The sequence below is a fragment of the Devosia algicola genome, from assembly GCF_028816455.1.
Classification (GTDB): domain Bacteria; phylum Pseudomonadota; class Alphaproteobacteria; order Rhizobiales; family Devosiaceae; genus Devosia; species Devosia algicola.
Genome location: NZ_CP118246.1, coordinates 2586988 through 2609582, shown reverse-complemented (window position 1 = coordinate 2609582; position 22595 = coordinate 2586988). Strand labels below are relative to the sequence as shown.

At 56.5% G+C, this 22595-nt stretch carries 12 protein-coding genes and 11 pseudogenes; 12 read left to right on the top strand and 11 right to left on the bottom strand.

What is annotated here, in order from left to right:
• Positions 1–2: 2 nt before the first annotated feature.
• The 4 pseudogenes from dnaQ to PSQ19_RS13830 all read right to left on the bottom strand — a co-directional run bounded on the left by dnaQ (position 3) and on the right by PSQ19_RS13830 (position 2736).
• Positions 3–700 (bottom strand): annotated as a pseudogene (dnaQ, locus tag PSQ19_RS13845) (DNA polymerase III subunit epsilon).
• Positions 697–1272: pseudogene (gene coaE, locus PSQ19_RS13840) on the bottom strand (dephospho-CoA kinase); the annotation flags it as partial. The pseudogenes coaE and dnaQ, both read right to left, overlap by 4 nt.
• 22 nt (positions 1273–1294) lie before the next feature.
• A pseudogene (locus PSQ19_RS13835) lies at positions 1295–2124 on the bottom strand (shikimate dehydrogenase).
• Positions 2121–2736 (bottom strand): annotated as a pseudogene (locus tag PSQ19_RS13830) (Maf family protein). Before PSQ19_RS13830 ends, PSQ19_RS13835 begins: the two co-directional pseudogenes overlap by 4 nt.
• 437 nt (positions 2737–3173) lie before the next feature.
• On the opposite strand from PSQ19_RS13830, the pseudogene hemE reads away from it, so the two are divergent.
• From hemE to PSQ19_RS13785, 9 genes and pseudogenes are all read left to right on the top strand, one after another.
• Positions 3174–4211, top strand: a pseudogene (gene hemE, locus PSQ19_RS13825) (uroporphyrinogen decarboxylase).
• A 4-nt stretch (positions 4212–4215) separates the two neighbouring features.
• A complete protein-coding gene (hemJ, locus tag PSQ19_RS13820) occupies positions 4216–4638 on the top strand; it encodes a protoporphyrinogen oxidase HemJ (protein ID WP_282218204.1) in 423 nt (140 codons plus the stop codon).
• Between the two features lie 225 nt (positions 4639–4863).
• Positions 4864–6082, top strand: a pseudogene (gene rho / locus PSQ19_RS13815) (transcription termination factor Rho).
• A gap of 7 nt (positions 6083–6089) precedes the next feature.
• A complete protein-coding gene (gene mnmE / locus PSQ19_RS13810; RefSeq protein WP_282218203.1) occupies positions 6090–7145 on the top strand; it encodes a tRNA uridine-5-carboxymethylaminomethyl(34) synthesis GTPase MnmE in 1056 nt (351 codons plus the stop codon).
• Positions 7111–7383 carry a hypothetical protein gene (locus tag PSQ19_RS13805; protein WP_282218202.1) on the top strand — a complete coding sequence of 91 codons (273 nt, stop codon included), beginning with the start codon at positions 7111–7113 and terminating at the stop codon, positions 7381–7383. Before mnmE ends, PSQ19_RS13805 begins: the two co-directional genes overlap by 35 nt.
• 84 nt (positions 7384–7467) lie before the next feature.
• Positions 7468–9332: pseudogene (gene mnmG, locus PSQ19_RS13800) on the top strand (tRNA uridine-5-carboxymethylaminomethyl(34) synthesis enzyme MnmG).
• Positions 9332–9979 (top strand): 16S rRNA (guanine(527)-N(7))-methyltransferase RsmG, encoded by a 648-nt coding sequence (rsmG, locus tag PSQ19_RS13795; RefSeq protein ID WP_282218201.1) that lies wholly within the window; start codon positions 9332–9334, stop codon positions 9977–9979. Before mnmG ends, rsmG begins: the two are co-directional and overlap by 1 nt.
• 30 nt (positions 9980–10009) lie before the next feature.
• Positions 10010–10810: a ParA family protein gene (locus PSQ19_RS13790; protein WP_282218200.1), complete on the top strand. Its 801-nt coding sequence runs from the start codon at positions 10010–10012 to the stop codon at positions 10808–10810.
• A 10-nt stretch (positions 10811–10820) separates the two neighbouring features.
• The gene (locus PSQ19_RS13785; protein WP_282218199.1) at positions 10821–11687 is read left to right on the top strand and encodes a ParB/RepB/Spo0J family partition protein; all 867 of its coding nucleotides are present in this window, start codon (positions 10821–10823) and stop codon (positions 11685–11687) included.
• Positions 11688–11845: 158 nt separating this feature from the next.
• Here the strand turns inward: PSQ19_RS13785 and PSQ19_RS13780 are convergent, their stop codons facing one another.
• The 4 genes and pseudogenes from PSQ19_RS13780 to leuS form a co-directional block, all read right to left on the bottom strand.
• Positions 11846–12130 carry a DNA polymerase III subunit delta gene (locus PSQ19_RS13780; RefSeq protein ID WP_282218198.1) on the bottom strand — a complete coding sequence of 95 codons (285 nt, stop codon included), beginning with the start codon at positions 12128–12130 and terminating at the stop codon, positions 11846–11848.
• Positions 12117–12740 (bottom strand): DNA polymerase III subunit delta, encoded by a 624-nt coding sequence (locus tag PSQ19_RS13775; protein ID WP_282218197.1) that lies wholly within the window; start codon positions 12738–12740, stop codon positions 12117–12119. The genes PSQ19_RS13780 and PSQ19_RS13775 overlap by 14 nt, the downstream gene beginning before the upstream one ends.
• Entirely contained in the window at positions 12740–13249 is a 510-nt protein-coding gene (gene lptE / locus PSQ19_RS13770; RefSeq protein ID WP_282218196.1) for an LPS assembly lipoprotein LptE, read from the bottom strand. Before lptE ends, PSQ19_RS13775 begins: the two co-directional genes overlap by 1 nt.
• Positions 13236–15853: pseudogene (gene leuS, locus PSQ19_RS13765) on the bottom strand (leucine--tRNA ligase). Before leuS ends, lptE begins: the two are co-directional and overlap by 14 nt.
• 192 nt (positions 15854–16045) lie before the next feature.
• On the opposite strand from leuS, the pseudogene PSQ19_RS13760 reads away from it, so the two are divergent.
• The 3 genes and pseudogenes from PSQ19_RS13760 (at position 16046) to PSQ19_RS13750 (ending at position 18075) form a co-directional block, all read left to right on the top strand.
• Positions 16046–16679: pseudogene (locus PSQ19_RS13760) on the top strand (YggS family pyridoxal phosphate-dependent enzyme).
• A 164-nt stretch (positions 16680–16843) separates the two neighbouring features.
• The gene (locus tag PSQ19_RS13755; protein WP_282218195.1) at positions 16844–17527 is read left to right on the top strand and encodes a response regulator transcription factor; all 684 of its coding nucleotides are present in this window, start codon (positions 16844–16846) and stop codon (positions 17525–17527) included.
• Between the two features lie 98 nt (positions 17528–17625).
• Complete coding sequence (locus PSQ19_RS13750) at positions 17626–18075, top strand: Crp/Fnr family transcriptional regulator (RefSeq protein WP_282218194.1); 450 nt, start codon at positions 17626–17628, stop codon at positions 18073–18075.
• On the opposite strand, the pseudogene PSQ19_RS13745 reads toward PSQ19_RS13750, so the two are convergent.
• From PSQ19_RS13745 to PSQ19_RS13735, 3 genes and pseudogenes are all read right to left on the bottom strand, one after another.
• Positions 18072–18891 (bottom strand): annotated as a pseudogene (locus PSQ19_RS13745) (exodeoxyribonuclease III). The gene PSQ19_RS13750 and the pseudogene PSQ19_RS13745 overlap by 4 nt on opposite strands.
• A gap of 85 nt (positions 18892–18976) precedes the next feature.
• Complete coding sequence (locus tag PSQ19_RS13740; RefSeq protein WP_282218193.1) at positions 18977–19609, bottom strand: LolA family protein; 633 nt, start codon at positions 19607–19609, stop codon at positions 18977–18979.
• A gap of 117 nt (positions 19610–19726) precedes the next feature.
• Positions 19727–22394: pseudogene (locus PSQ19_RS13735) on the bottom strand (DNA translocase FtsK 4TM domain-containing protein).
• Between the last annotated feature and the right edge of the window lie 201 nt (positions 22395–22595).

Below are 22595 nucleotides of genomic sequence, written 5' to 3'. Positions count from 1 at the left end.
CGCTATTTGGCGCCATACTTGGCCCAGATCGATTCGGCACCAAGCGTTTCCAACAATGCTTGGTGTTTTTTTCTTCGACTGGCGTCAGGCGCGGCGGCAACGGCGTCGGGCGCCGGGCGGCCACAGCAATATTGGCGACGGCTTCGGCGGCAGACACGGTCGTTTGCGCATTCAGGGCAAACCCACCCTGCCGTCCGCCACGAAGTTCGAGATAGACCTCAGCTAGGATTTCACTGTCGAGTAACGCCCCGTGCAGGGTGCGACGTGAATTGTCTATGCCGTAAAGTTTGCACAAGGCGTCAAGGCTGACCCGGGCACCGGGGTGAACCTGGCGGGCCAGTGTCACCGTATCAACGACATCGTTGGGTAATGAGGGGCGCTTTGTACGTTCCATTTCATGGTTGAGAAAGCCCATGTCGAACGAAGCATTGTGAATGACCAGCGTGGCGTCACCGATGAATTGCAGGAATTCTTCAGCGACGGCATCAAACAGCGGCTTGTCGGCGAGAAAATCGGCCGAAAGTCCATGAACCCTAAATGCCTCCTCGGGCATGTCGCGTTGCGGGTTGCAGTATTTGTGAAATGTCTTGCCGGTCGGCAATTGGTTGATCAGTTCAACGCAGCCAATTTCCACCAACCGATCACCGTTGGCGGGTGATAGACCCGTGGTTTCGGTATCGAGGACGATTTCCCGGTTCATGGCTTTGCCTGACGTGCCCGGATCGCGGCGACCAGGGCCGCGACCATTTCCTGATTTTGCTTGATCGTGCCAGCACTATCAAACAAATAGGTGGCACGTTCTCTCTTTTGGGCCTGCGGCAGCTGACGAGCAAGGATAGCGTCGGGCTTTTCCACGGTCATACCGGGACGGGCCAACGCGCGCTGGCGCTGCGTCACCGCGTCCACTAGCGTCACCGCGATAGCATCAAAACCGTAATCGTGGCCCGATTCAAACAGCAGCGGCACTTCGACCACAGCCAAGGCTGCACCATCGCTCGCGGCCTTCTCGAAAAACTCCGCAATGCGCTCTCGCACCATCGGATGAATCAGTGCCTCCAAAGCTTCCAGCCGCTGTGGGTCTTTTGTCAGTTCGGCGCCGAGTGTTTGTCGGTCAACGATGCCGTTGATTATGGCGTCGGGAAAGAGTTTGGCGACCTCGGCAACTGCTGGTCCGGCATAGAGATCGTGAACAGCGCGGTCTGCCGAAAATACCGGCACATCCAGTGCCGCAAAAGCATCCAGAATCGTTGATTTTCCCGAAGCGATGGATCCAGTCAACCCGATGCGCCACATATCAGACCTCCAGCGTCGCGGCGATCTTGTCGCGCAAGGCGTCGTCGACCTGCGGCCGCTTGCCAAACCAGGCCTCAAAGCCGGGCACCGCTTGATGCAGCAACATGCCCAACCCATCCACTGTCGCCAGTCCCAGCCGTTGTGCGTCGGCCAGCAGGGGGGCACCAGGGGCGTATAAACAATATCGGTTACCAGCGCTGTCTTGGGCAGCCATGACAGGTCAAGCGCTTCAAAGGCGGTTCCATGCATGCCGATGGAGGTTGTGTTGACAACAAGACCGGTTTCGGGCGCCAACCGGGGAAAGGCATTGAACGGGTGGCTCTGGAATGGTCCCTTGATTTCAGCCGCCAGTTTTTGAGCGGTGGCCAAGGTACGATTAAGAATATGCACCGCCGGGATATTTCGACTGGCCAGCGCCACCAGAATAGCCCGCGCCGCGCCGCCAGCGCCGAGCACAATGGCGTGCTCTAAATGATCCGACCATCCAGGCGCTGCGGCATCAAGATTGCCCAGAAACCCCAGATAATCGGTGTTGGTGCCATGCACTTTGCCATTGTCGACAACCAGCGTGTTGACGGCGCCGATGGCGCGCGCCAACGGATCAACACTATCGCAGAGGACAAAAACCGCTTCCTTGTGCGGGATGGTTACATTGCCGCCGGCAAATTCGCCCGACCGAAGCCGTTCGAAAAAGCTATCCAGGGCGGTCGGCTCAACCTCAATTGCCTCATAGGCGCCATCGATCGAAAACGCATCCAACCAGTGGCCATGAATAATCGGCGAGCGCGAATGCCGGATTGGATGGCCAATGACAAAGGCTTTGGTGGTCACGGCGCTGGGGTTTCCAAAAGGCAATCTGGTGCAATGGCGCGCAGGGCCGCCAGAAGCGGTAGCAGGGGTAAGCCCAAAATGGTGAAATAGTCACCCGACACCGCTTCGAACAATCGTATAGAGGGCCCTTCGAGCCGATACCCGCCCACCGATTCCAACGCCGAGGCGCCCTCAAGGGTCAGGACAAAGTCGCGCTCGGCGGCAGAAAATTCCCGCATCGACAATTCCGCGGTTTCAAGGCTTGACCACAAAATGGCATCATCGCGCACAAGGGCTATGCCGGCATGCAGGCGATGGGTCTTGCCCGCGAGGCGGTCGAGCCTGGGCTATGGCATCATCACGATCGCGCGGTTTGTGAAGCAGTTCACTGCCCAGTGCCAGTGTCTGATCGGCACCAATGACCAGTGCTCCGGGATTTTGCCGGGCGACCGCGCGGGCTTTGGCGATGGCGAGCAGACTGGCAATGTCGCGCGCATCGGCGCCACTGTTCAAGGCTTCGGTTTCCAGTGCCCGCTCGTCGACAGTCGCCGGTGTGCTGGTAAAGCTCAAGCCAGCCTGACGGAGCAGCGCTTGGCGGGTTTTACTCTTTGAAGCGAGGATCAACATGGCCATAGGTTTTCCACACTGTCATCCCCAGCTCAAGCCCAGTTTGTGGTTATTGGGCGTCGATTTTGCAGTTGGACAAAGTTATTCGACCAGCTTCATAATTCGTTAACAATTCAACCTGGGGGCATCGGTGTTGACCACGTGGGAAAGGTTTGGGGATAAGCCAAAATGTGGAAAGGCAAGAGTACGCCGTTTATGCACATGCCGAGCCTGCACGATTTAGCCGCCAACAGCACCCGATTAACGCTTCGTTAACCTGTCTTAACGTTCTATTAACCCACAGCCTCGCCGGCGTTGTTAACACCCGGTTAACCATAGTGCTGTGCCCTTGTGTCGCGACAGGGTCAGATTGTTAAGAGGCGTGAATTGGGGCAAAACACATCCATGATAATAAAGATAAAGAAAGAAAGACTCTTTAATAGGATTTTGAAGGGTCGGTTTTCATGAGCGCTGCGGTCCATAAGCCGTTGCTTGCCACGGTGCTCGGCCAGCGACAGGAACGGCCACCGATCTGGATCATGCGTCAGGCGGGCCGTTATCTGCCTGAATATCGTGAAACGCGCGCCCGCTCCAAAGGGTTCCTTGATCTGTGCTATACGCCTGACCTAGCCGTTGAGGTGAGCTTTGCAGCCGCTACGGCGGTTTGATCTGGACGCCGCCATTCTGTTTTCGGACATTCTGGTTATTCCCGATGCATTGGGCCAGTCGGTACGGTTCGCCGAGGGTGAAGGACCAGTCCTTGAACCATTGGGTGTTGAAACACTGGCTCGACTGCGACCCGAACGGCTGCTCGAGCATCTAAGCCCGGTTTTTGAGACGCTTGGCCGGTTGCGCAGCACACTGGCGCCCGAAACGACCCTGATCGGCTTCTGTGGCTCTCCCTGGACTGTGGCTACCTATATGCTGGGCGGCCGCGGATCACCCGACCAGGCTATTGCGCGATTGTTTGCCCTTCAGCATCCTGACGCCTTTGCCAAACTGCTCGATATGCTGGTGAGGGTCAGCATCGATTATCTTGAAGCGCAGTTCAAAGCCGGCGCCGATGTGGTGCAATTGTTTGAGAGCCTGGGCGCTAAATCTTGATGAGCCTGGCGTTTGCGCGCCATGTCATTGAGCCAAACCGGCGCATAATCGAGGGTTTGCGCCAACGGATACCGAATGCACCAATCATTGGTTTTCCGCGCGGTGCGGGCGGGATGATCAGAGCTTATGTCGATGCCACCAAAGTCAACATAGTGGGACTTGATTACGCTACGCCGTTGGCCTTTGCCAATGCGGTGTTGCCGGGCAATTTCGGGGTTCAAGGTAATCTTGACCCGCTCAGGCTGGTTGTCGGCGGTGAGCAGATGGAGGCGCGGGCCCTCGATATTATCGAAGGCTTTTCCCAACGTCCGCACATATTCAATCTGGGTCATGGCATTGTTCCACAAACGCCGATCGAGCATGTGGCGCGGTTAGTCGAACTGGTCAAAAAAGGATAAAGCCATGGAATGGGTCAAGGCGGCGCATGTGATCTCGGTCATTGCCTGGATGGCGGGGATGCTCTATTTGCCACGACTTTTTGTCTATCACGCGGATGCAGAAATCGGCTCTGTACAGTCGGAGACCTTCAAGATCATGGAGCGGCGCCTTTTGCGCGGCATCATCAATCCGGCGATGATCGCGACGTTTATTTTCGGGCTGTGGATGATTGCTGCGGGTTTTATCGACTGGTCGCAGGGCTGGCCCTGGGTCAAGGCGTTTTTCGTCCTGGTACTTTCAGCTTTTCACGGCCATCTGGCTGGTCATTTCAAGCGATTCGCCAAGGATGCGAACCAAAAGCCGGCCAAATATTTTCGCCTGATCAATGAAGTGCCGACCGTCGCGATGATCATTATCGTCATCATGGTCATCGTGCGGCCATTTTAGGCTGTTTCACGTGAATCGGCGGCTTTTCCGGTTTCAATCTTGAATCGCGGATCGCTTCGCGTTATGGGAGTGCATCGCATCCATAGTGTTCGATCAATCCTGATCACCGTCGCGGTGCTATCCCTCCTTCAATAATTCCCGCCTCACTCTGATTTCCCTAAAGGGTCATCCTCCACATGCAGAATATGAAGCTCAGCGAGCCTTAAGGCCAAGACACCAGCCGAACTGTTGGTATTTGCCGAAGAACACGAGGTCGAGAATGCCTCGACCATGCGCAAACAGGAACTGATGTTTGCAATCCTCAAGGAGCCTTGCCGACAAGGATGTCGACATCACCGGCGAGGGTGTGGTCGAGGTCCTGCCTGATGGATTTGGCTTTCTGCGATCGCCTGATGCCAATTATCTGCCAGGGCCGGACGATATTTACGTCAGCCCCTCCCAAATCCGGCGTTTTTCGCTGCGTACTGGCGATACAGTTGAGGGGCAGATCCGATCGCCCAAGGAAGGCGAGCGATATTTTGCGCTGCTCAAGGTCAATACGATTAATTTCGAAGACCCGGAGAATGTGCGCCACAAGATCAACTTTGATAATCTGACACCGCTCTATCCTGAAGAGCGATTACAGATGGAATTGCCCGATCCGACACTCAAGGATCGTAGTGCGCGAATACTCGATCTGGTTGCACCCCTGGGCAAAGGACAGCGCGCCTTGATCGTTGCGCCTCCACGCACGGGTAAAACGGTATTGTTGCAAAATATTGCACAATCAATCGCCACCAATCATCCCGAATGCTATCTTATCGTTCTGCTAATCGATGAACGGCCCGAGGAAGTTACAGACATGCAGCGATCGGTCAAGGGCGAGGTTATCTCCTCAACCTTTGACGAACCGGCCAGTCGGCATGTTCAAGTCGCTGAAATGGTTATCGAAAAAGCCAAGCGATTGGTCGAGCACAAGCGGGACGTGGTCATTCTGCTTGACTCCATCACCCGACTGGGTCGTGCGTACAATACTGTGGTGCCCTCATCGGGCAAGGTTTTGACCGGTGGTGTTGATGCCAACGCGCTGCAGCGGCCAAAGCGATTCTTTGGTGCGGCGCGTAATATCGAGGACGGCGGATCGCTGACCATTATTTCAACGGCGCTCATTGATACTGGCAGCCGTATGGACGAAGTGATCTTTGAAGAGTTCAAAGGCACAGGTAACTCGGAAATTATTCTTGACCGCAAGGTTGCCGACAAGCGCGTGTTCCCGGCTCTGGACATCACCAAGTCTGGCACACGCAAGGAAGAGTTACTGGTAGAACCCGACATTTTGAAGAAAATGTATGTATTGCGTCGTATTCTCACGCCGATGGGTACTATTGATGCAATGGAATTTTTGATGGACAAGATTCGCCAAACTAAAACAAACTCCGACTTCTTCGATTCGATGAATACCTGACACAATAATGCGTCCTGACGATACAATTGCGGCACTATCCTCTGGTGCACTACCGTCAGGTGTCGCGGTTATTCGACTGTCGGGGCCGCGGACACACTCTCTTCTCGAAAAACTGATTGGTGAGGTGCCCAAGCCGCGCCAGATGGTGCTACGGGCGATTGGTGCTGACACTCTGTTGGATCGTGGACTGGTGGTCTATTTTCCGGGACCTCATAGTTTTACCGGTGAGGATTGCGCCGAGCTACAGGTGCATGGATCGCCAGCTGGCGTGCGCGCCATTCTGCGAAAATTGACAGCGCTTGGAGCGCGCTTTGCAGATGCCGGCGAGTTTACCCAGCGAGCATTCGAAAACGGTAAGCTGGATCTGGTGGCCGTTGAGGGGCTGGGCGATCTGCTCAATGCGGAGACGGAAAACCAACACCGCCAGGCGCTGGCGCGATTCGAAGGTGGGTTGAGCGACAAGATTGCGGCCTGGCTCAATCAAATTCTTGGCCTGCGCGCCGAAATCGAAGCCCAACTTGATTTTTCAGATGAGGGCGACGTCGGCGCTTTGCCCGACAATTTTGCAACCCAGATCATTACGTTGCGCCAGGAGTTGGAATTCGCGCTCGAGGGCGTAGCGCGCGGGCGTATCGTTAGGGAGGGATTACGCGTGGCCATGGCGGGGGCGCCAAATGCAGGAAAATCCAGCCTTCTTAATGCACTGGCGAACTCCGAGGTTGCCATAGTCACCGCCGAGGCGGGGACGACGCGCGATGTCCGTGAGGTGCCGCTCGATATTGACGGACAGTTAATAGTGCTACTGGATTTGGCAGGATTGCGAGATACCACCAGTCTAGCCGAGGCTGAAGGTGTTAGACGCGCGCGTGCAGAGATAGCTCGGGCCGACTTGACGCTGTGGCTGGTGGCACCCGATCAACATGACGCCGCAGCGCCTGCCACTGAAGGACCCATTTGGACTGTTGCCACCAAGTCTGATTTGGGTCGCGTTGAGCCTGCTATGCTCCATACGTCGGCGACAAGCGGTGATGGCATGGTCGAGCCTAAAACTGCAGCTGTCTAAATTCGCTAAAGAGGTGGCGGGTGTTGGTGAACCGGTTTTGGTAAGTCGTGAGCGAGACCGGGCGGCACTTGAGCACGGCATTGACGGTTTGACGAAGTCACTCGCTCATCTTGACGCGCCAGAACTTGCAGCCGAATCACTGCGCCTCAGTTCGCAGGCCCTTGAACGACTTATTGGCAAAATTGATGCCGAACACGTGCTGGATCGGTTGTTTTCCAGCTTTTGCATCGGGAAATGACTCACGTGAAACATTGCGTGTGACGCAAAGAAATTGATTCACGTGAAACATTGCTCTAAATAGGCGGCTCACAGGAATAATGTCATGACTGACTATGCCGTCATCGTTGTGGGTGGTGGTCACGCTGGATGCGAAGCCGCTGCGGCGTCTGCACGCCTCGGTGTACCCACAGCGCTGATCACCCACAAATTCGCAACAATAGGCGAGATGAGCCTGCAACCCGGCCATTGGCGGTCTGGGAAAAGGTCATCTGGTTCGGGAAATAGATGCCCTGGATGGCCTAATGGGTCGGATTGCCGACGCTGCCGGCATTCAGTTTCGCGTACTCAATCGTCGCAAAGGCCCGGCGGTGCGTGGTCCGCGTGCGCAGGCCGATCGAAAGCTCTACCGGCAGGCGATGCAAAAAGCTATAGCGGCGCAGCCATACCTTGACGTCATTGAAGGCGAAGTCGACGATTTGAAGGTCGACGACGGTGTTGTGTCCGGCGTGTCGTTGTTGGACGGTCGTCTACTGACTACCCATGCGGTGGTGCTGACTACTGGTACTTTTTTGCGCGGTCTGATCCATCGTGGCGAGGAAACAATCCCGGCTGGGCGCGTGGGTGAAAAACCGGTGCTGGGCCTGTCCCGCCGACTGGAGGTTCTAGGCCTTCAGTTGGGACGTTTAAAGACCGGCACACCGGCGCGACTTGATGGCACCAGTATCGATTATGCAGTGCTCGATGAACAGCGTGGTGACCAGCCGCCGGAACCGTTTTCCGCCCTCACTGATTGCATCACGAACCCGCAAGTTAGTTGCTTTGTTACCAGGACCACCGCGGAAACGCATCGGATTATCGCCGACAATATACATCGTTCTGCCATGTACTCCGGCAGAATTCAAAGTCGTGGGCCAAGATATTGTCCCTCTATTGAAGACAAGATTGTTCGCTTTGCCGATCGTGATAGCCACCAGATTTTTCTTGAACCTGAAGGACTGGACGATCCGACGATCTATCCCAATGGTCTCTCAACATCCCTGCCTGCCGACGTTCAGCCTCGCGTTCCTGCAATCAATGCCGGGGTTGGGGGTGTACGGATCGTCCGGTCCGGATACGCAATTGAGTATGATCATGTGGATCCACGTGAGCCTACGACATACGCTCGAACTAAAGCGTTTACCGGGTCTCTATCTTGCCGGACAAATCAACGGCACAACCGGTTATGAGGAGGCAGGGGCACAGGGTCTACTCGCTGGCGCCAACGCGGCATTGGCCGCCAAGGGTGAATTAGAGCTTATTCTGTCACGCACGCAAAGCTATATCGGTGTCATGGTTGACGATCTGGTGACGCGCGGCGTTTCCGAACCTTATCGCATGTTTACCTCTCGTGCCGAGTTTCGGCTGCATCTGCGGGCCGACAATGCCGACCAACGTTTGACCCAGATTGGAATCGACACCGGACTGGTCGGCGACTATCGTGGCGAGCCTATATCGCGAAAAAGCCGAGAAACTGGATGCCGGGCGGCAATTACTCAATGCGCTGAGTATTACGCCGAGCGCGGCGAGCAGGGCGGGAGTGTCGCTCAATGCTGATGGTAAGCGGCGCACGGCATTTGATCTATTGTCCTATCCCAATATTGACGTCGAGGCGGTGAAAGTTCTTTTTCCGCAAATATCTGATATTGCACCGCAATATCTTGATCAACTATTGGTGGACGCGCAGTATGCTGTCTATCTGGACCGGCAAGCGGCTGATATAGCGGCGGTGCAGCGCGACGAGGGCCGCGCCATTCCCGAGTGGGTGGACTATGAGGCTATTGGCGGGCTGTCTATTGAGATCCGCCAGAAGTTGCGACAGTTTTCTCCCGCACCATTGCTCATGCCCAAGCGATTGACGGTATGACGCCAGCGGCAATTACCTTGCTATTGGCGGTGATCCGTCGTGGTACGGCGCGAAAGTCTGCGTGATGATAGGGGCTGCCGAATCGGCTCAACTCAAGGCCCATTTAAGGGACTGCGTCCGTCCTCACGACTCTATCCTTGCGGATTTAGAATCCTATTCTGAACTCCTGAGAAAGTGGCAACGAATTCAGAATCTTGTTTCACGTGAAACACTGACTACCATTTGGTCGCGACACTTTCTCGACAGTCTACAAATACTCTCGCTGCTATTGCCGACGGATCGCCAATTTCTTGATCTGGGCAGCGGTGGCGGGTTTCCGGCGCTACCGATGGCTATCGCATTAAAAGGTACTGGGGCGACGTTTCTGCTGATCGAGCCGAACGGGCGAAAAGTCAGTTTCTTGCGAACGGTGGCGCGAGAGCTTGGGCTTGCGGTTCAAGTCGATGGTCGGCGGAGTGAGGAGATTGATTCACGTGAAACGCCAGCATTTGACGTGATTACCTCTCGGGCATTGGCCCCGCTTCCTCAGCTTTGCGGCATGATCGCGCCGTTTTTTGGCGCACACACCCGTGCAATCTTGCACAAAGGTCGGGAACATGTTGAAGAACTCGCTGAGGCGGGTGCTAAATGGCGCTTTAACGTGTTATCAACCAATAGCGACACCGCCGAAGACGGTGTGCTGCTCGCACTGAGTAATCTGGTTTCGAAATAAATGTTTGCGGCAACAGCTTTGGAGGCCGACTTGGCTCCGCGTATATTGACACTGGCCAATCAGAAGGGTGGTGTAGGGAAAACCACCACAGCGATCAATCTGGCAACTGCGTTGGCGGCGATTGGTGAGCGTGTTTTGATTGTTGATCTGGACCCGCAGGGCAATGCGTCTACGGGATTGGGGATATCACGGGTTGACCGCGAAATTTCGGCCTATGACTTGCTGTTGGGTGAAACCAGGGTCGCCGACGCGGCGGTGATGACAAGTGTTCCCAATGTTGCGATTATTCCCTCAACCATGGACTTGTTGGGCGTTGAATTGACAATTGCCAGCCAGGCGGATCGTGCATTCAAACTTCGCAATGCCTTCAAGGCCGTGGATGAATTGTCAATCAACGACAAGCCGGTCAGTTATGTGCTGATTGATTGCCCGCCCTCACTCAACTTGTTGACCGTCAACTCGTTAGTCGCTGCCGACGCCGTGCTTGTGCCGTTGCAGTGCGAGTTTTTTGCGCTGGAAGGCTTGAGTCAACTGCTGCAAACGATTGAGCAAATACGATCAACGCTCAATCCGAGGCTTTCCATTCAGGGCGTCGTCATGACCATGTTTGACAAGCGCAACAATCTCTCCGAACAGGTCTTGCAGGACGTGCGACAGGAAATGGGTGATCTGGTATATGACACGGTGATTCCGCGTAACGTGCGGCTGAGCGAGGCACCTTCTTATGGCAAGCCAGCCTTGCTTTATGACCTGAAATGCGCGGGAAGTCAGGCCTATCTGCGTCTGGCGACGGAAGTAATTCGTCGCGAGCGGCATCTGGCAGCGGCGTGAGGACATGGAAATGAATGATAAACCTTCCCGTTTGGGGCGTGGTCTGGCGGCGTTGATCGGCGATATGGCGACGATGGATGGTCAACGCATCGCCGAAAGCGGTAGTGGCGTCAAGCGACTTCCCGTTGAGTTCATTACGGCGAATCGCGCCAATCCGCGGCGCACTTTTGATAACGATCAACTCGAAGAGTTGACCAATTCCATTCGTGAAAAAGGCGTCATGCAGCCATTGCTGGTGCGGCCGAGCGACGATCCCAATATTTTTGAGATCATTGCGGGGGAGCGCCGCTGGCGTGCCGCACAGCGTGCCGGCTTGCACGATGTGCCTGTTATCGTTCGCGAGGTCGACGACAAAGAGGCGCTTGAGCTCGCAATCATCGAGAATGTACAGCGCGCCGATTTAAACCCGCTCGAAGAGGCGATGGGGTATGGGCAGCTGATCGAGCAGTTCGATTATACCCAGCAGGATCTGGCGCAGGTCATTGGTAAAAGTCGCTCGCATGTAGCCAATACGATGCGACTGCTGCGCCTACCAGAAGATGTGCGCGACATGGTCTCGAGCGGCGCGCTAACGGCGGGTCATGCACGCACCTTGATCACCGCCGATGATCCTGGGACACTGGCGCGGCAGATCGTAGGGAGTGGTTTGTCAGTGCGCGAGGCCGAGGCGCTGAGCCAACAGCGAGAATCGTCGCCCAAGAACAAGACGGTTCGCGCTGAGCGTGACGCCGATACTGTCGCGTTAGAACGGCGGCTTGCCGATGCGCTTGGTCTATCGGTTGCCCTGTCACACAGCGATTCTGGCGGCAAGGTCGAAATTCGCTACAAGACCTTGGAGCAGTTGGATGGCATCTGTGCCAAGCTAACCGGACATTAGCCCGGTTGGTTTCACGTGAAACGTTTGCTCAGCGGGTGGCAGCCATCATGCAGAGCGCGAGGAACGTCCGGCGCAGCATTGTTTCAGCAAGCGCCGGTTGACGACGGGTGTCGCGCGTAGCTAGTTGCAGTCGCTCGGTAACGGCAGCGAGGGCGGAATCATTCCAGAGTCGGAGCCTGTTGCTCGACTTGGGCGGTGCGTGAGAAATGGGGTTTTGGCCGGGCACTGCCTAAAACGTCGCGAATCGATTTGCCAGCATCTACCTGGGCGCGCCATTGACGTATCTGGGCAAAATGCAGGCTGGCCGACCGGAGCAGGCGCTGTGCGTCGACCCCGGCGGCGACGGCGCGGTTGAGTGCCAATTCCATCTTTTCGGGGTGGCCTGTACCCATCGCGTCAATAATCGCATCGGTTATGGTGGCGCCATTGTCAGCGCAGAGCATAAGCACCTGTTCGCGAGTGATTTCCTTGGTGTCGGCGGCATATAAGGTCAATTTCTCGAGTCTCACGCCGGGTTATCTCACGATCATTACCCAAATTCTCTCTTAGTAGTTGAATGACATCGGATTCAATCCTGATGCCATGTTGGGCAAATGTGTCGCGAAACAGGATGTTGAGTGCCTCGTCATTATCGGGATAGCAAGGGAGTGCGAGGCCGGCTTGGTGGCCTTCGACAAAGGCACGAAGCGCGTCCTTGGGCGTCAAATTGCCCGATTCTACGAGGATCGTCGCGTCACCAAGGTCGACGGCGACTTCCTTCAGAGTCGTTACCAACGATTTGCCATTGCCACGAATGCGAATGACCCGTTTGTCACCAAACAGCGAGATAGTCTTGGCCTCAACCGCGAGAAGCGAGGGATCGGCGTCGATCTCGCTGCCGTCAAGCGTAATGACGTTGCCATCCGGTGTGGCTTTGTCGGCAAAGTAGTTTGCCAGCGCCCGGCTGGTTTCGCGCACAAGCCCGGCGTCGGGGCCATAGACCAGGAAAATGCCGAGGTCGGTACGTGGCCGGGCAAGGAAGCGTGCGACTTCGTGTGCCTTGAGTGCCCCCATCAGCGTCGAGACAATTGGGCCAGAACTGCCATACGCAACGATTCAGCTACTGCACGCGCGGCGCGTTCGCCTGCCTCGATATTGGCTTCGGTGGCTGCAAGGACCTGGCCGCTGGAACTGAATTGGGCCGTCGCGGTCCTGGTAAAACTCAGGGGTTTGGCGTCGGTGCCATCGCGCGCCGTAATCGTTAGCGTTGCGGTGACCGAAATTTCGTAGGCACGGTTGGGATTTACCGTTTGAGACCGGGTAAGGGCCCTCACGGCACTGGTGGCGACGACTTGAGCAAGCGGCGCCGTGGCGGTGCTAGACGTGCCGAGCCGAAGCGCCAGCTCCTGGTTGACAATCTGAGCCAGGCGGTTCTGCGGCTTGGCGTACGCCATGGGGATATGGGGGGTTTGGGCCAGCGTGCCACTATAGACCGGGGCAAACGTACACGCACCGATTGCTGAGGTTGCCAGCAGTGCCGCCGCCATCAGAACCGCTCTAACCAATGGGTTAAATGACAACATTGACGATCCTGTCTGGGACGATAACCAGTTTCTTTGGAGCCTTGCCCTCAAGCATGCGAACAATTGTGTCCAATGACAAGACCTGCTTTTCAATTTCGGCGACGGGAGTACCTCGAGCGACGTTCAATTCGCCACGGCGCTTGCCATTAATCTGCACCGGGATGATGATTTCATCATCCACCAGAAGCGCTGGGTCGACCTCCGGCCAAGGTGCATCGGCGACCAATCCCTTGTGGCCAAGGGCTGCCCAACAGGTTTCGGCCAGATGCGGCATCATCGGGGCAATAGTTTGCACTAGCCGACCAACGCCGTCCTTGAGCGCGTCGAGACGCGTATCGGGCGCGGCGGCCATAATACCGGCGGCGCGGACCAATGCATTGGTCAATTCGTAGATTTGGGCGACTGCCCGGTTGAAGCGCAGTCCTTCAATGTCGTCGGCGATGGTGTGAACAGCGCGATGCGCAATTTTGCGCAGCGCCATTGCCTCTTTATCATCGTTTTTGATCACAATGTCTTTAGATTGTTCACTTAGTGCGACAATCTCGCCGACCAAGCGCCATACTCGTTGCTGGAACCGGCTGGCGCCTTCAACGCCGGCCTCGGTCCATTGCACGTCGCGCTCCGGTGGAGAGTCCGAGAGCATGAACCAGCGCGCTGTGTCGGCGCCATAGGTGGCGACGATTTCGTCGGGATCGACGACGTTCTTCTTGGATTTGCTCATCTTTTCGATGGGGCCGATGGTCAGCGGCGCGCCTGTATCCAACCGCTTGGCGCTACGGACATCGGCGGTAGTTTCGAGCAAGACCTCAGTTGGGGAAACCCATTCACCGCTTGCGGATTTATAGGTTTCATGGGTGACCATGCCCTGGGTAAACAACCCCTTGAAGGGTTCCGCCACGGCGACATGTCCGGTTTGCTGCATCGCACGGGTAAAAAAGCGCGAATAGAGCAGATGCAGGATCGCGTGTTCGACACCACCGATATATTGATCAACCGGCAACCAGGCACTTGCTGCGTCCGGGTCGGTCGGGGTCGAGGCATGCGGTGCGGTGAATCGGGCGAAATACCAGGAACTGTCGACAAATGTATCCATGGTGTCCGTTTCGCGCCGTGCTGCGCCGCCACATTGGGGACAATGTGTGTGCTTCCAGGTGGGATGATGTTCGAGTGCATTGCCAGGCTGGTCAAAGCTGACATCCGCGGGCAGGACCACCGGCAGGTCCTTCTTCGGCACCGGTAGCGTACCACACACTTCACAATGAATAATCGGAATCGGGCAACCCCAATAGCGTTGACGCGAAATGCCCCAATCACGCAGGCGATAGTTCACCTCAACAGTGCCCTGTGGTTTGCCATCGACTGTCCGCTGGGCAAAAATGCCGTCGCCGCCTGTTTGGCCGCGTCGATTGTCATGCCGTTGAGGAAGTCTGAATTGATAATGGTACCGATCTCGACATAGGCCTCGCCGGCAATGTTAAAACTGCTCGCATCTTGGTTGGGGGGCAGCACCACCGGCGTTACCGGCAGGTCGTATTTGCGGGCGAAGTCAAGATCGCGCTGATCGTGGGCCGGACAGCCGAACACGGCGCCGGTGCCATAGTCCATCAGCACGAAATTTGCGACGTAAACCGGCAATGTGGCGCCGTCGATGACCGGATGCTTGACCGTGACATTGGTCAGATAGCCGCGTTTTTCTGCTTTTTCCAAGGTTTCGGTGGCGGTGCCGAGGCGATGGCATTCGGCGACGAACTCAGTCAGTGCCGGATCATCGGCTGCCAGCTGACGAGTCAGCGGGTGATCCGGGGACAGCGCCAGGAACGACGCGCCAAAGATTGTATCGGGGCGGGTGGTGAAGACCTCAAGACTGGTTGCGCTAATCTTGCTGTTTGGCGAAATCTCGAATAGCAGGCGCAGCCCCTCGGACTTACCAATCCAGTTGCGCTGCATCAGGCGCACTTTTTCGGGCCATTGCTCGAGCTCGTCGAGACCCGAAAGCAATTCTTCGGCGAAATCACTGATCTTGAAGAACCATTGGGTCAATTCGCGCTGCTCGACGGGCGCGCCCGACCGCCAGCCCTTGCCATCGATGACTTGTTCATTGGCCAACACGGTCATATCGACCGGGTCCCAATTGACCTTGGATTTCTTGCGCGTAATCAGATCGGCAGCGAGGAAATCGATGAACAGCGCCTGCTGGTGCTGATAATAGTCAGGCTCGCAGGTGGCAATCTCCCGGCTCCAGTCCAGCGACAGGCCCATAGATTTGAGTTGATCCCGCATGGCGGCAATATTTTGCCGGGTCCATATGCCGGGATTCTGTTTGCGCTCGATTGCCGCATTTTCGGCAGGCAGGCCAAACGCGTCCCAACCCATTGGATGCAGGACATTTTTTCCGAGCGCTCGTTGATAGCGCGCCACAACATCACCCATGGCGTAGTTGCGGACATGGCCCATATGAATGCGGCCCGAGGGGTAGGGGAACATCTCGAGCACATAATAGCGTTCGCGCGTATCGTCATTGAGGGCAACAAATGACTGGTTCTCGTGCCAGACTTTTTGCCAATGGGGTTCCATCTCGCGCGGGTTGTAGCGTTCGGCGCTCACGGTGCTATCCTTGTGGTCAACTCGTTTTGGGGGCAGTTGGGCGGGTGGGCGCCGTGCTTGCTTGCCTTTTACGGGGATTTTGGTTACCGGACCATCATCAGAAAACCCCTTTGAGGTCAACAGGAACAGGGCAAAAGCGTGGATCAGGCCGAAGAACATGCCGCCGAGCGCCTCGCGGGTATCCGCCAGGCAATGTTGCGGGCCCGAAAGCGGTTCGACACCAATTTGGCGCCGTGCGAACTGATTGCTGTTTCCAAGACCGTGCCCGGGGACGCGTTGGAGCCTTTTCTGGTCGCCGGACAACGCGTATTTGGCGAAAACCGGGTGCAGGAAGCCGCGGAAAAGTGGCCGCGGTTGCGGACTCGGTTTCCTGATGTTGAATTACACCTGATCGGGCCGCTGCAAACCAACAAGGCGCGTGATGCGGTTGCCCTGTTTGATTGTATTCAAACCGTTGATCGCGACAAACTCGCGGCTACTCTTCGACGTGAGATGGATCGTGCGGGGCGATCGGTTCGCTGTTTTGTGCAGGTCAATATCGGGGACGAGACCCAAAAGCATGGTGTTGATGCGGCCGATAGTGTGGGCTTTGTTGAGCGGTGCCGCAGTCATCATGGGCTTGAGGTGGCCGGGTTGATGTGCATTCCACCTGAGGGTGTGCCGCCAGGGCCGTATTTCGCCAGTCTGGTATTGCTGGCGACACAGGCCGGGGTTACGCAGTTGTCGATGGGCATGAGTGGTGATTTTGAAACAGCGATCAGCATGGGAGCCTACCCATGTGCGGGTTGGGTCGGCCCTGTTCGGTTCCCGATCGCCGCTGCGTTGATGAACCAAATCCGTCTGACGGTTTGGTATAGTGCCAATGATATGCAACTTTCGATGCGGCTGACCCGTTGCTGATCCTATAACGTCGATGTGATGAGGTAACCCAATACGCCTCGCCATATTGTTATAGACAAATCCTGCTGCCTGCCTTTCTCGGAGAACATCATGAACAAGCGCCGTATTCTACTGGTTGATGACGACGCGGAGTTGCGCCAGACACTGGTGGAGCAATTGGCGCAGGGACATGAGTTTGAAATCAGCGAGGCAGGGACCGCCAATGAAGCATTGTCGGCGGTGCGCGAGCAGAATTTTGACCTGATGATCCTTGATGTCGGTCTGCCTGACATGGACGGTCGCGAAACCGTCAAGCTGTTGCGTCAGGCAGAGTTTCGCAGCCCCATCCTGATGTTGACTGGTCATGATAGTGAAGCAGATCAGATCCTGGGACTGGATTCAGGAGCCAATGATTATCTTACCAAGCCATTCCGGTTTCCCATTCTTCTGGCTCGAATCAATGCGGCGCTTCGTCAGCACGATCAGAGCGAAGATGTGGTTTTTACTATCGGCCAGTATGCCTTTCAGCCCGCCGCCAAGCTCCTGCAGACCAACGAAGGGAGCAAGGTGCGTCTGACCGACAAGGAAACATCGATCCTGAAATTCCTCTACCGCCAGGGTCCCAAGACGATTTCACGCGATATCCTGCTCAAGGAAGTGTGGGGCTACAACAACCGTGTCACCACCCATACGCTGGAAACACACATCTACCGACTGCGCCAGAAAATCGAGCGTGATCCCTCTCACGCGCGCCTGCTGGTCACCGAAGAAGGTGGATATCGGCTGGTACCTTAAGTTTTTGTAAAGATTTTGGTTCAGTCGATCCTAAGAAATGCCCTATAGGTTGAATGGTGCGGCAAAGGTGTGGCGCGCTCGGGTAAGTGTGGGGCGGGATGCGACTAGACGATGCGGCGGTGGTTCTGGCCAGCGCCGACTTCTTTGATATTTGCGATGACGAGCAGAAGCGTTTACTGGCGTTTTCCAGCGAACAGCGCCTCTTTGCGCCTGATGATGTCATCTATCGCGCTGGAGAAGTGCCGCTGGGCGCCCATGTGCTGATTTCGGGTACACTCAAGATCCAGCCTGAGGGTAAGGCCAAGCCCTCGGCAATCAGTGCACCCGGCAGCGTGGTATCAACGATTGCACTTATTCTGTCTAAATCGCGTCCGATCAGCATAACCGCAGTCGTTGAGTGCGAGACGCTGTTCGTGCCGCGAGCCTCGTTTCTCAAACTTTGCCGACAGTCGCCGGACCTTGCCGAGCGCGCGGCAGATCGCATTCAAAGTGATTTGTCAGCCTATCTTGGTGCGCTCGAGCCGGTTGGCGCCAAGATGAAACGCTAACCGCCTGTCAGGTCAAAACGGACGATAACGGGGACATGGTCAGAGGGTTTTTCGCTCCAGCCCCGCGCATCCCGGATTATTTCCGCCCCTTGGCTGACTTTGGCAATATTGGCCGTGGACCAGATGTGATCAAGGCGCCTGCCGCGATCCGATGCCTGCCAGTCGGCACTGCGATAGGCTCCACCAGGAATAGAGTTTTTGGTCATGGGGAATGTGCTTGCGCACGAGGTCAGTCCAGCCACAGCCGCCGACCAGCAACGCATCAAGCGTTTCGGTTTCAATTGGTGTGTGACTGACGACCTTGAGCAATTGCTTGTGGCTCCAGACATCGTTTTCATGGGGGGCAATGTTGAAATCGCCAGCGATCAGATGCTCGCCCACAAAAGCGGGATCGGCGAACCAATCGCCCAGCTCGCTTAAAAAACCCAGCTTGTGCTTGAACTTGGGATTGAGTTCGGGGTCAGGCTCGTCACCGCCCGCCGGAATATAGAAATTATGAACGGTCAGCGGCTGCGCCCCAAAATCCAGCTGGGCCGAAACATGGCGCGAATCAGGGATCTCGCAAAACATCCGGCTCGTAACATCGAGCAGCGGCAGTTTCGAAACAGTGGCAACCCCGTGATAGCTTTTTTGACCGTGAACCGCTTGGTGAGGGTAGCCCGCTTCAGCAAAGGCGGCGGCCGGGAACTGATCGTTGGTGCATTTGATTTCCTGGAGCATCAGGACGTCTGGCTTATATTGCTCGAGGAAATCAAGCACCATGGGTAGGCGCAGGCGAATGGAGTTGATGTTCCAGGTGGCAAAGGAGAGGGGCATGAAGAAACCTTGAGCGAGACTGAAGGTTCTTTATGGCCGAGGCTTGTGTGTGGGTAAACCCCGCCGGGCGGTGTTTAGCGTGGCGTCAGCGGCTCGAGGGATCAAGCGCTGTGTAGGTGGCGTCGATATAGAAATATGACTTTGGGATTTCAACGTCCTTTTGCACGTCATAGAGCGAAAAGGTCAGCTCCGACCCACCGGGTTCGACAAGGCTCCACTGGGTCAAATCCTTGGTATTTTTGTCAAAAATCAGTGATACCTGTACCGTTCCGGCCACCGTGTCGTCGGTAATGGTAATGGTCATATAGGCGTCGCTGGTGGTCACATCGATAATGTTGGATTGGGTAAAATCGATCCGGTCGCCGAGGAACTGGCGCAGCGGAATAGTGTCCTGCGGATAGGCGTAATAGGTTTTGTCGCGGCGGTTCATGACGTAAAAACCACGGCCGACCGAGACAATTTCCTCGCGGCTGGGCGGATTGTAGCGGAAGCGAATCTTGTCGGGGCGCTGCAGGTAAAAGGTGCCTTCGGTGCGCCCGCCTTGGGAGTCGATCTGCAAAAAGCGCCCGACCATGGTACGAATGGCGGAATTGTGTGTGCCAATATCGGCAATCAGTTGCTGCTCATCGGGCGTCAGGGCCCGGTCAAGCGCCCAGCTGGATGCGGCTGAGGCAAACAGGGCGGACAGACCCAGAAATAGGGCTTCGCGGCGAATCATGGCGTTTGGTCCCGAACATTGGTGATTGAAGCCTGCATAGCGAGCAATTACGGCAACAGCTGGAAATCACTACCCCAAATTGGGGTGCCGCACCTCCTGTACGACTGCAAAGTTTCGTTACTGGTCACCACCGACCAGTATTTCGCGTTTGCCGGCATGGTTGGCCTGGGAAATAACGCCTTCCTGCTCCATGCGTTCAATCAGGGTGGCGGCCTTGTTGTAGCCGATGGCAAGTCGACGCTGGATATAGCTGGTCGAAGCCTTGCGGTCCTGCAACACGATATTGACCGCCTTGTCGTACAATTCGTCACCTGAACCCGAATAATCGTCGCCAGGCGTCGGGCTATCCTCGTCTTCCTCGGTGATCGATTCGAGATAATCGGGTTGGCCTTGAGCCTTGAGGTGATTGACTACCGATTCGACTTCACTATCAGCCACGAAGGGGCCGTGCAGGCGCTTGGTGCGACCGCCGCCAGCCATATAGAGCATGTCGCCATTGCCCAGCAACTGTTCGGCGCCCTGTTCACCCAGAATGGTGCGCGAATCGATCTTGGAGGTCACCTGGAAGGACACGCGGGTGGGGAAGTTGGCCTTGATGGTGCCGGTGATAACGTCGACCGAAGGGCGCTGGGTGGCGGTGACCATATGAATACCGGCGGCACGCGCCATCTGCGCCAGACGCTGGATGGCGCCTTCGATGTCCTTGCCCGCGACCATCATCAGATCGGCCATCTCGTCAACGATGACAACGATATAGGGCAATGGTTCGAGGTCGAATTCCTCACTTTCGAAAATCGCTTCGCCGGTTTCCTTGTCAAAGCCGGTCTGGACGGTGCGGGAGATGACCTTGCCTTCCTTGGCGGCTTCCGACACGCGCTGGTTGAAACCGTCAATATTACGCACGCCGATCTTGCTCATCTTGCGATAGCGGTCTTCCATTTCGCGCACCGCCCATTTGAGCGCCACCACTGCCTTGGCGGGGTCGGTGACCACCGGGGTCAGCAGGTGGGGAATACCGTCATAGATCGACAGTTCGAGCATTTTCGGATCGATCATTATCAGACGGCATTGTTCGGGTGTCATCTGATAGAGCAGCGACAGGATCATGGTATTGATGCCAACCGATTTACCCGAACCGGTGGTGCCCGCGATCAGCAAATGCGGCATTCTGGCTAGATCGGCGATGACGGGTTCGCCGCCAATGGTCTTGCCAAGGCAGATGGGCAGCTTGCCTTTCATCTTCTCAAAATCGTTGGACGCCAGCATTTCGCGCAGATAAACGGTTTCGCGATTGTCGTTTGGCAGTTCGATGCCTATGGCATTGCGACCCGGTACCACGGCAACACGGGCGGATATTGCGCTCATCGAGCGAGCAATATCATCGGCCAGCGATATGACGCGGCTCGATTTGATGCCGGGCGCCGGCTCCAGTTCATAGAGGGTAACTACCGGACCGGGCCGCACATTGATAATGTCGCCCTTGACGCCGAAATCTTCAAGAACACCTTCGAGCCTGGCGCGCCATGGCTTCAAGATTTTCTGGAGAATGCTCGTGTGAGATACTGCGTGGCTTTGGTTCGGACAATAGCGCCAACGAGGGCAGCTCAAAACCGGCTGGCTCGTCAAGCAATGATCCCTGGGCCTCGCGCGCCATCCTGTTGCCCTGGATGGGGCGTGGCGCCGGTGCGGCTATTCGAGTGGCGCCGGATCGCGCCGCGCCGGGATTGAAACGCGAATCGCCACGTTGCTGATGGCTGGTTGGAACCGGCGACGGATCAGCGACGAACGGGGTGTCGTCATAGTCGACCTCGTCGGGGTAGTCCAATTCAGTATCGTCATAGTCAGCACGCTGGCCGGGTGCGGCAGGGGCACTGTCGGGTTGAGTGGGTGCGGAATGAATTCGGCGCGGGGCGATGGCTACGTCGGGCGCGCTCAGGCCGTCCAGATTGGGCTCGATCTCGGTGTCGCGCCATGGCGCTCCGTCCTCGGCGCGTTTTTGACGATGCTGGTTACGGGCCCGCCTGAAGGCTGTGCGAAGCGAATAGCCCAGATGCACCAGCGCACCAATGGCCACGTCAACGATGGGGTTGGTTTCAGGTTCATCGGCGTCAACTGCTTCAGTATTGGATGAGGACCGCCGCGCGGGGTTTGCTGGTTGTTCCCGAGTTTCAGTGGTCTTGCCCAGGCCCAGAGCGAGCCAGAACATCGCAAGTGTCGGAATAGCGATAATGATGGCAAACAGCGCCATGGTGATGGGTTGTGGATCGGCGCCAGCGATCATCGTTGCAAGCGTGATAAAACCCGAACCGATCAAGCCGCCAAGGCCCGTTGGCAGCGGCCAGGTTGCGGGCATGGCAGTGAAGGCCAAGGCGCCCGCCGCCAAGAGCGCCGAAGCCAGCCAGGCGAAAAGACGCAGAGCCATCGCGTTGGGCGCCACGCGGCGCAGCAATGTCCAGCCCCAAACAGCAGGTGGCACCAGCAGCACCAGACTTGCCAGGCCAAAAATCTGGAACAGCAGGTCCGCGGTTGCAGCGCCAGCAAAACCGAGCCAATTGCTGGCCGGTTTGGCAGTTGCATAGGAGAAGCTGGGGTCATCAACCGACCAGGATGCCAGCGCCACCAGGCACAATCCAACCAGCGCCAACATGATCAAACCGACCAACCGCAGCGGTATGCGGATGGCTATGGCGTGGCTGGCTGCCGGTTTTTTGGCTGCCGCTGGACGGCGGCTGCGGGCAGGGGTGGTGCGCACTTCATCAAGCACGGGTGTGGGATGTGTCGGCATGGATGGCAACAAATCTTTGGCACGGGCGTCGGGGATCGACAGCCCAATTTGGCATCATGCTAGAAGGGCGAAGTTAATCTGGTGCTAACCATCGGGCATTGGTCAACAAAAAGGCCCGCCAGTTTGCTGGCAGGCCTTGCAGATTGGTGGTGGGGTGCAGCCTCATGCCGTTTGCGAGTGGGAAGCCTCTGTGGCGGGCCA

Bases quoted from the DNA above. Each gene is read 5' to 3' on its own strand.
- lptE (WP_282218196.1), bottom strand. From the start codon at position 13,249: ATGTTGTCATTTAACCCATTGGTTAGAGCGGTTCTGATGGCGGCGGCA.
- mnmE (WP_282218203.1), top strand. From the start codon at position 6,090: ATGCGTCCTGACGATACAATTGCGGCACTATCCTCTGGTGCACTACCG.
- PSQ19_RS13805 (WP_282218202.1), top strand. From the start codon at position 7,111: ATGGCATGGTCGAGCCTAAAACTGCAGCTGTCTAAATTCGCTAAAGAG.
- PSQ19_RS13750 (WP_282218194.1), top strand. From the start codon at position 17,626: ATGCGACTAGACGATGCGGCGGTGGTTCTGGCCAGCGCCGACTTCTTT.
- hemJ (WP_282218204.1), top strand. From the start codon at position 4,216: ATGGAATGGGTCAAGGCGGCGCATGTGATCTCGGTCATTGCCTGGATG.
- PSQ19_RS13780 (WP_282218198.1), bottom strand. From the start codon at position 12,130: ATGCTCTGCGCTGACAATGGCGCCACCATAACCGATGCGATTATTGAC.
- PSQ19_RS13785 (WP_282218199.1), top strand. From the start codon at position 10,821: ATGAATGATAAACCTTCCCGTTTGGGGCGTGGTCTGGCGGCGTTGATC.
- rsmG (WP_282218201.1), top strand. From the start codon at position 9,332: ATGATAGGGGCTGCCGAATCGGCTCAACTCAAGGCCCATTTAAGGGAC.
- PSQ19_RS13775 (WP_282218197.1), bottom strand. From the start codon at position 12,740: ATGGGGGCACTCAAGGCACACGAAGTCGCACGCTTCCTTGCCCGGCCA.
- PSQ19_RS13740 (WP_282218193.1), bottom strand. From the start codon at position 19,609: ATGATTCGCCGCGAAGCCCTATTTCTGGGTCTGTCCGCCCTGTTTGCC.
- PSQ19_RS13755 (WP_282218195.1), top strand. From the start codon at position 16,844: ATGAACAAGCGCCGTATTCTACTGGTTGATGACGACGCGGAGTTGCGC.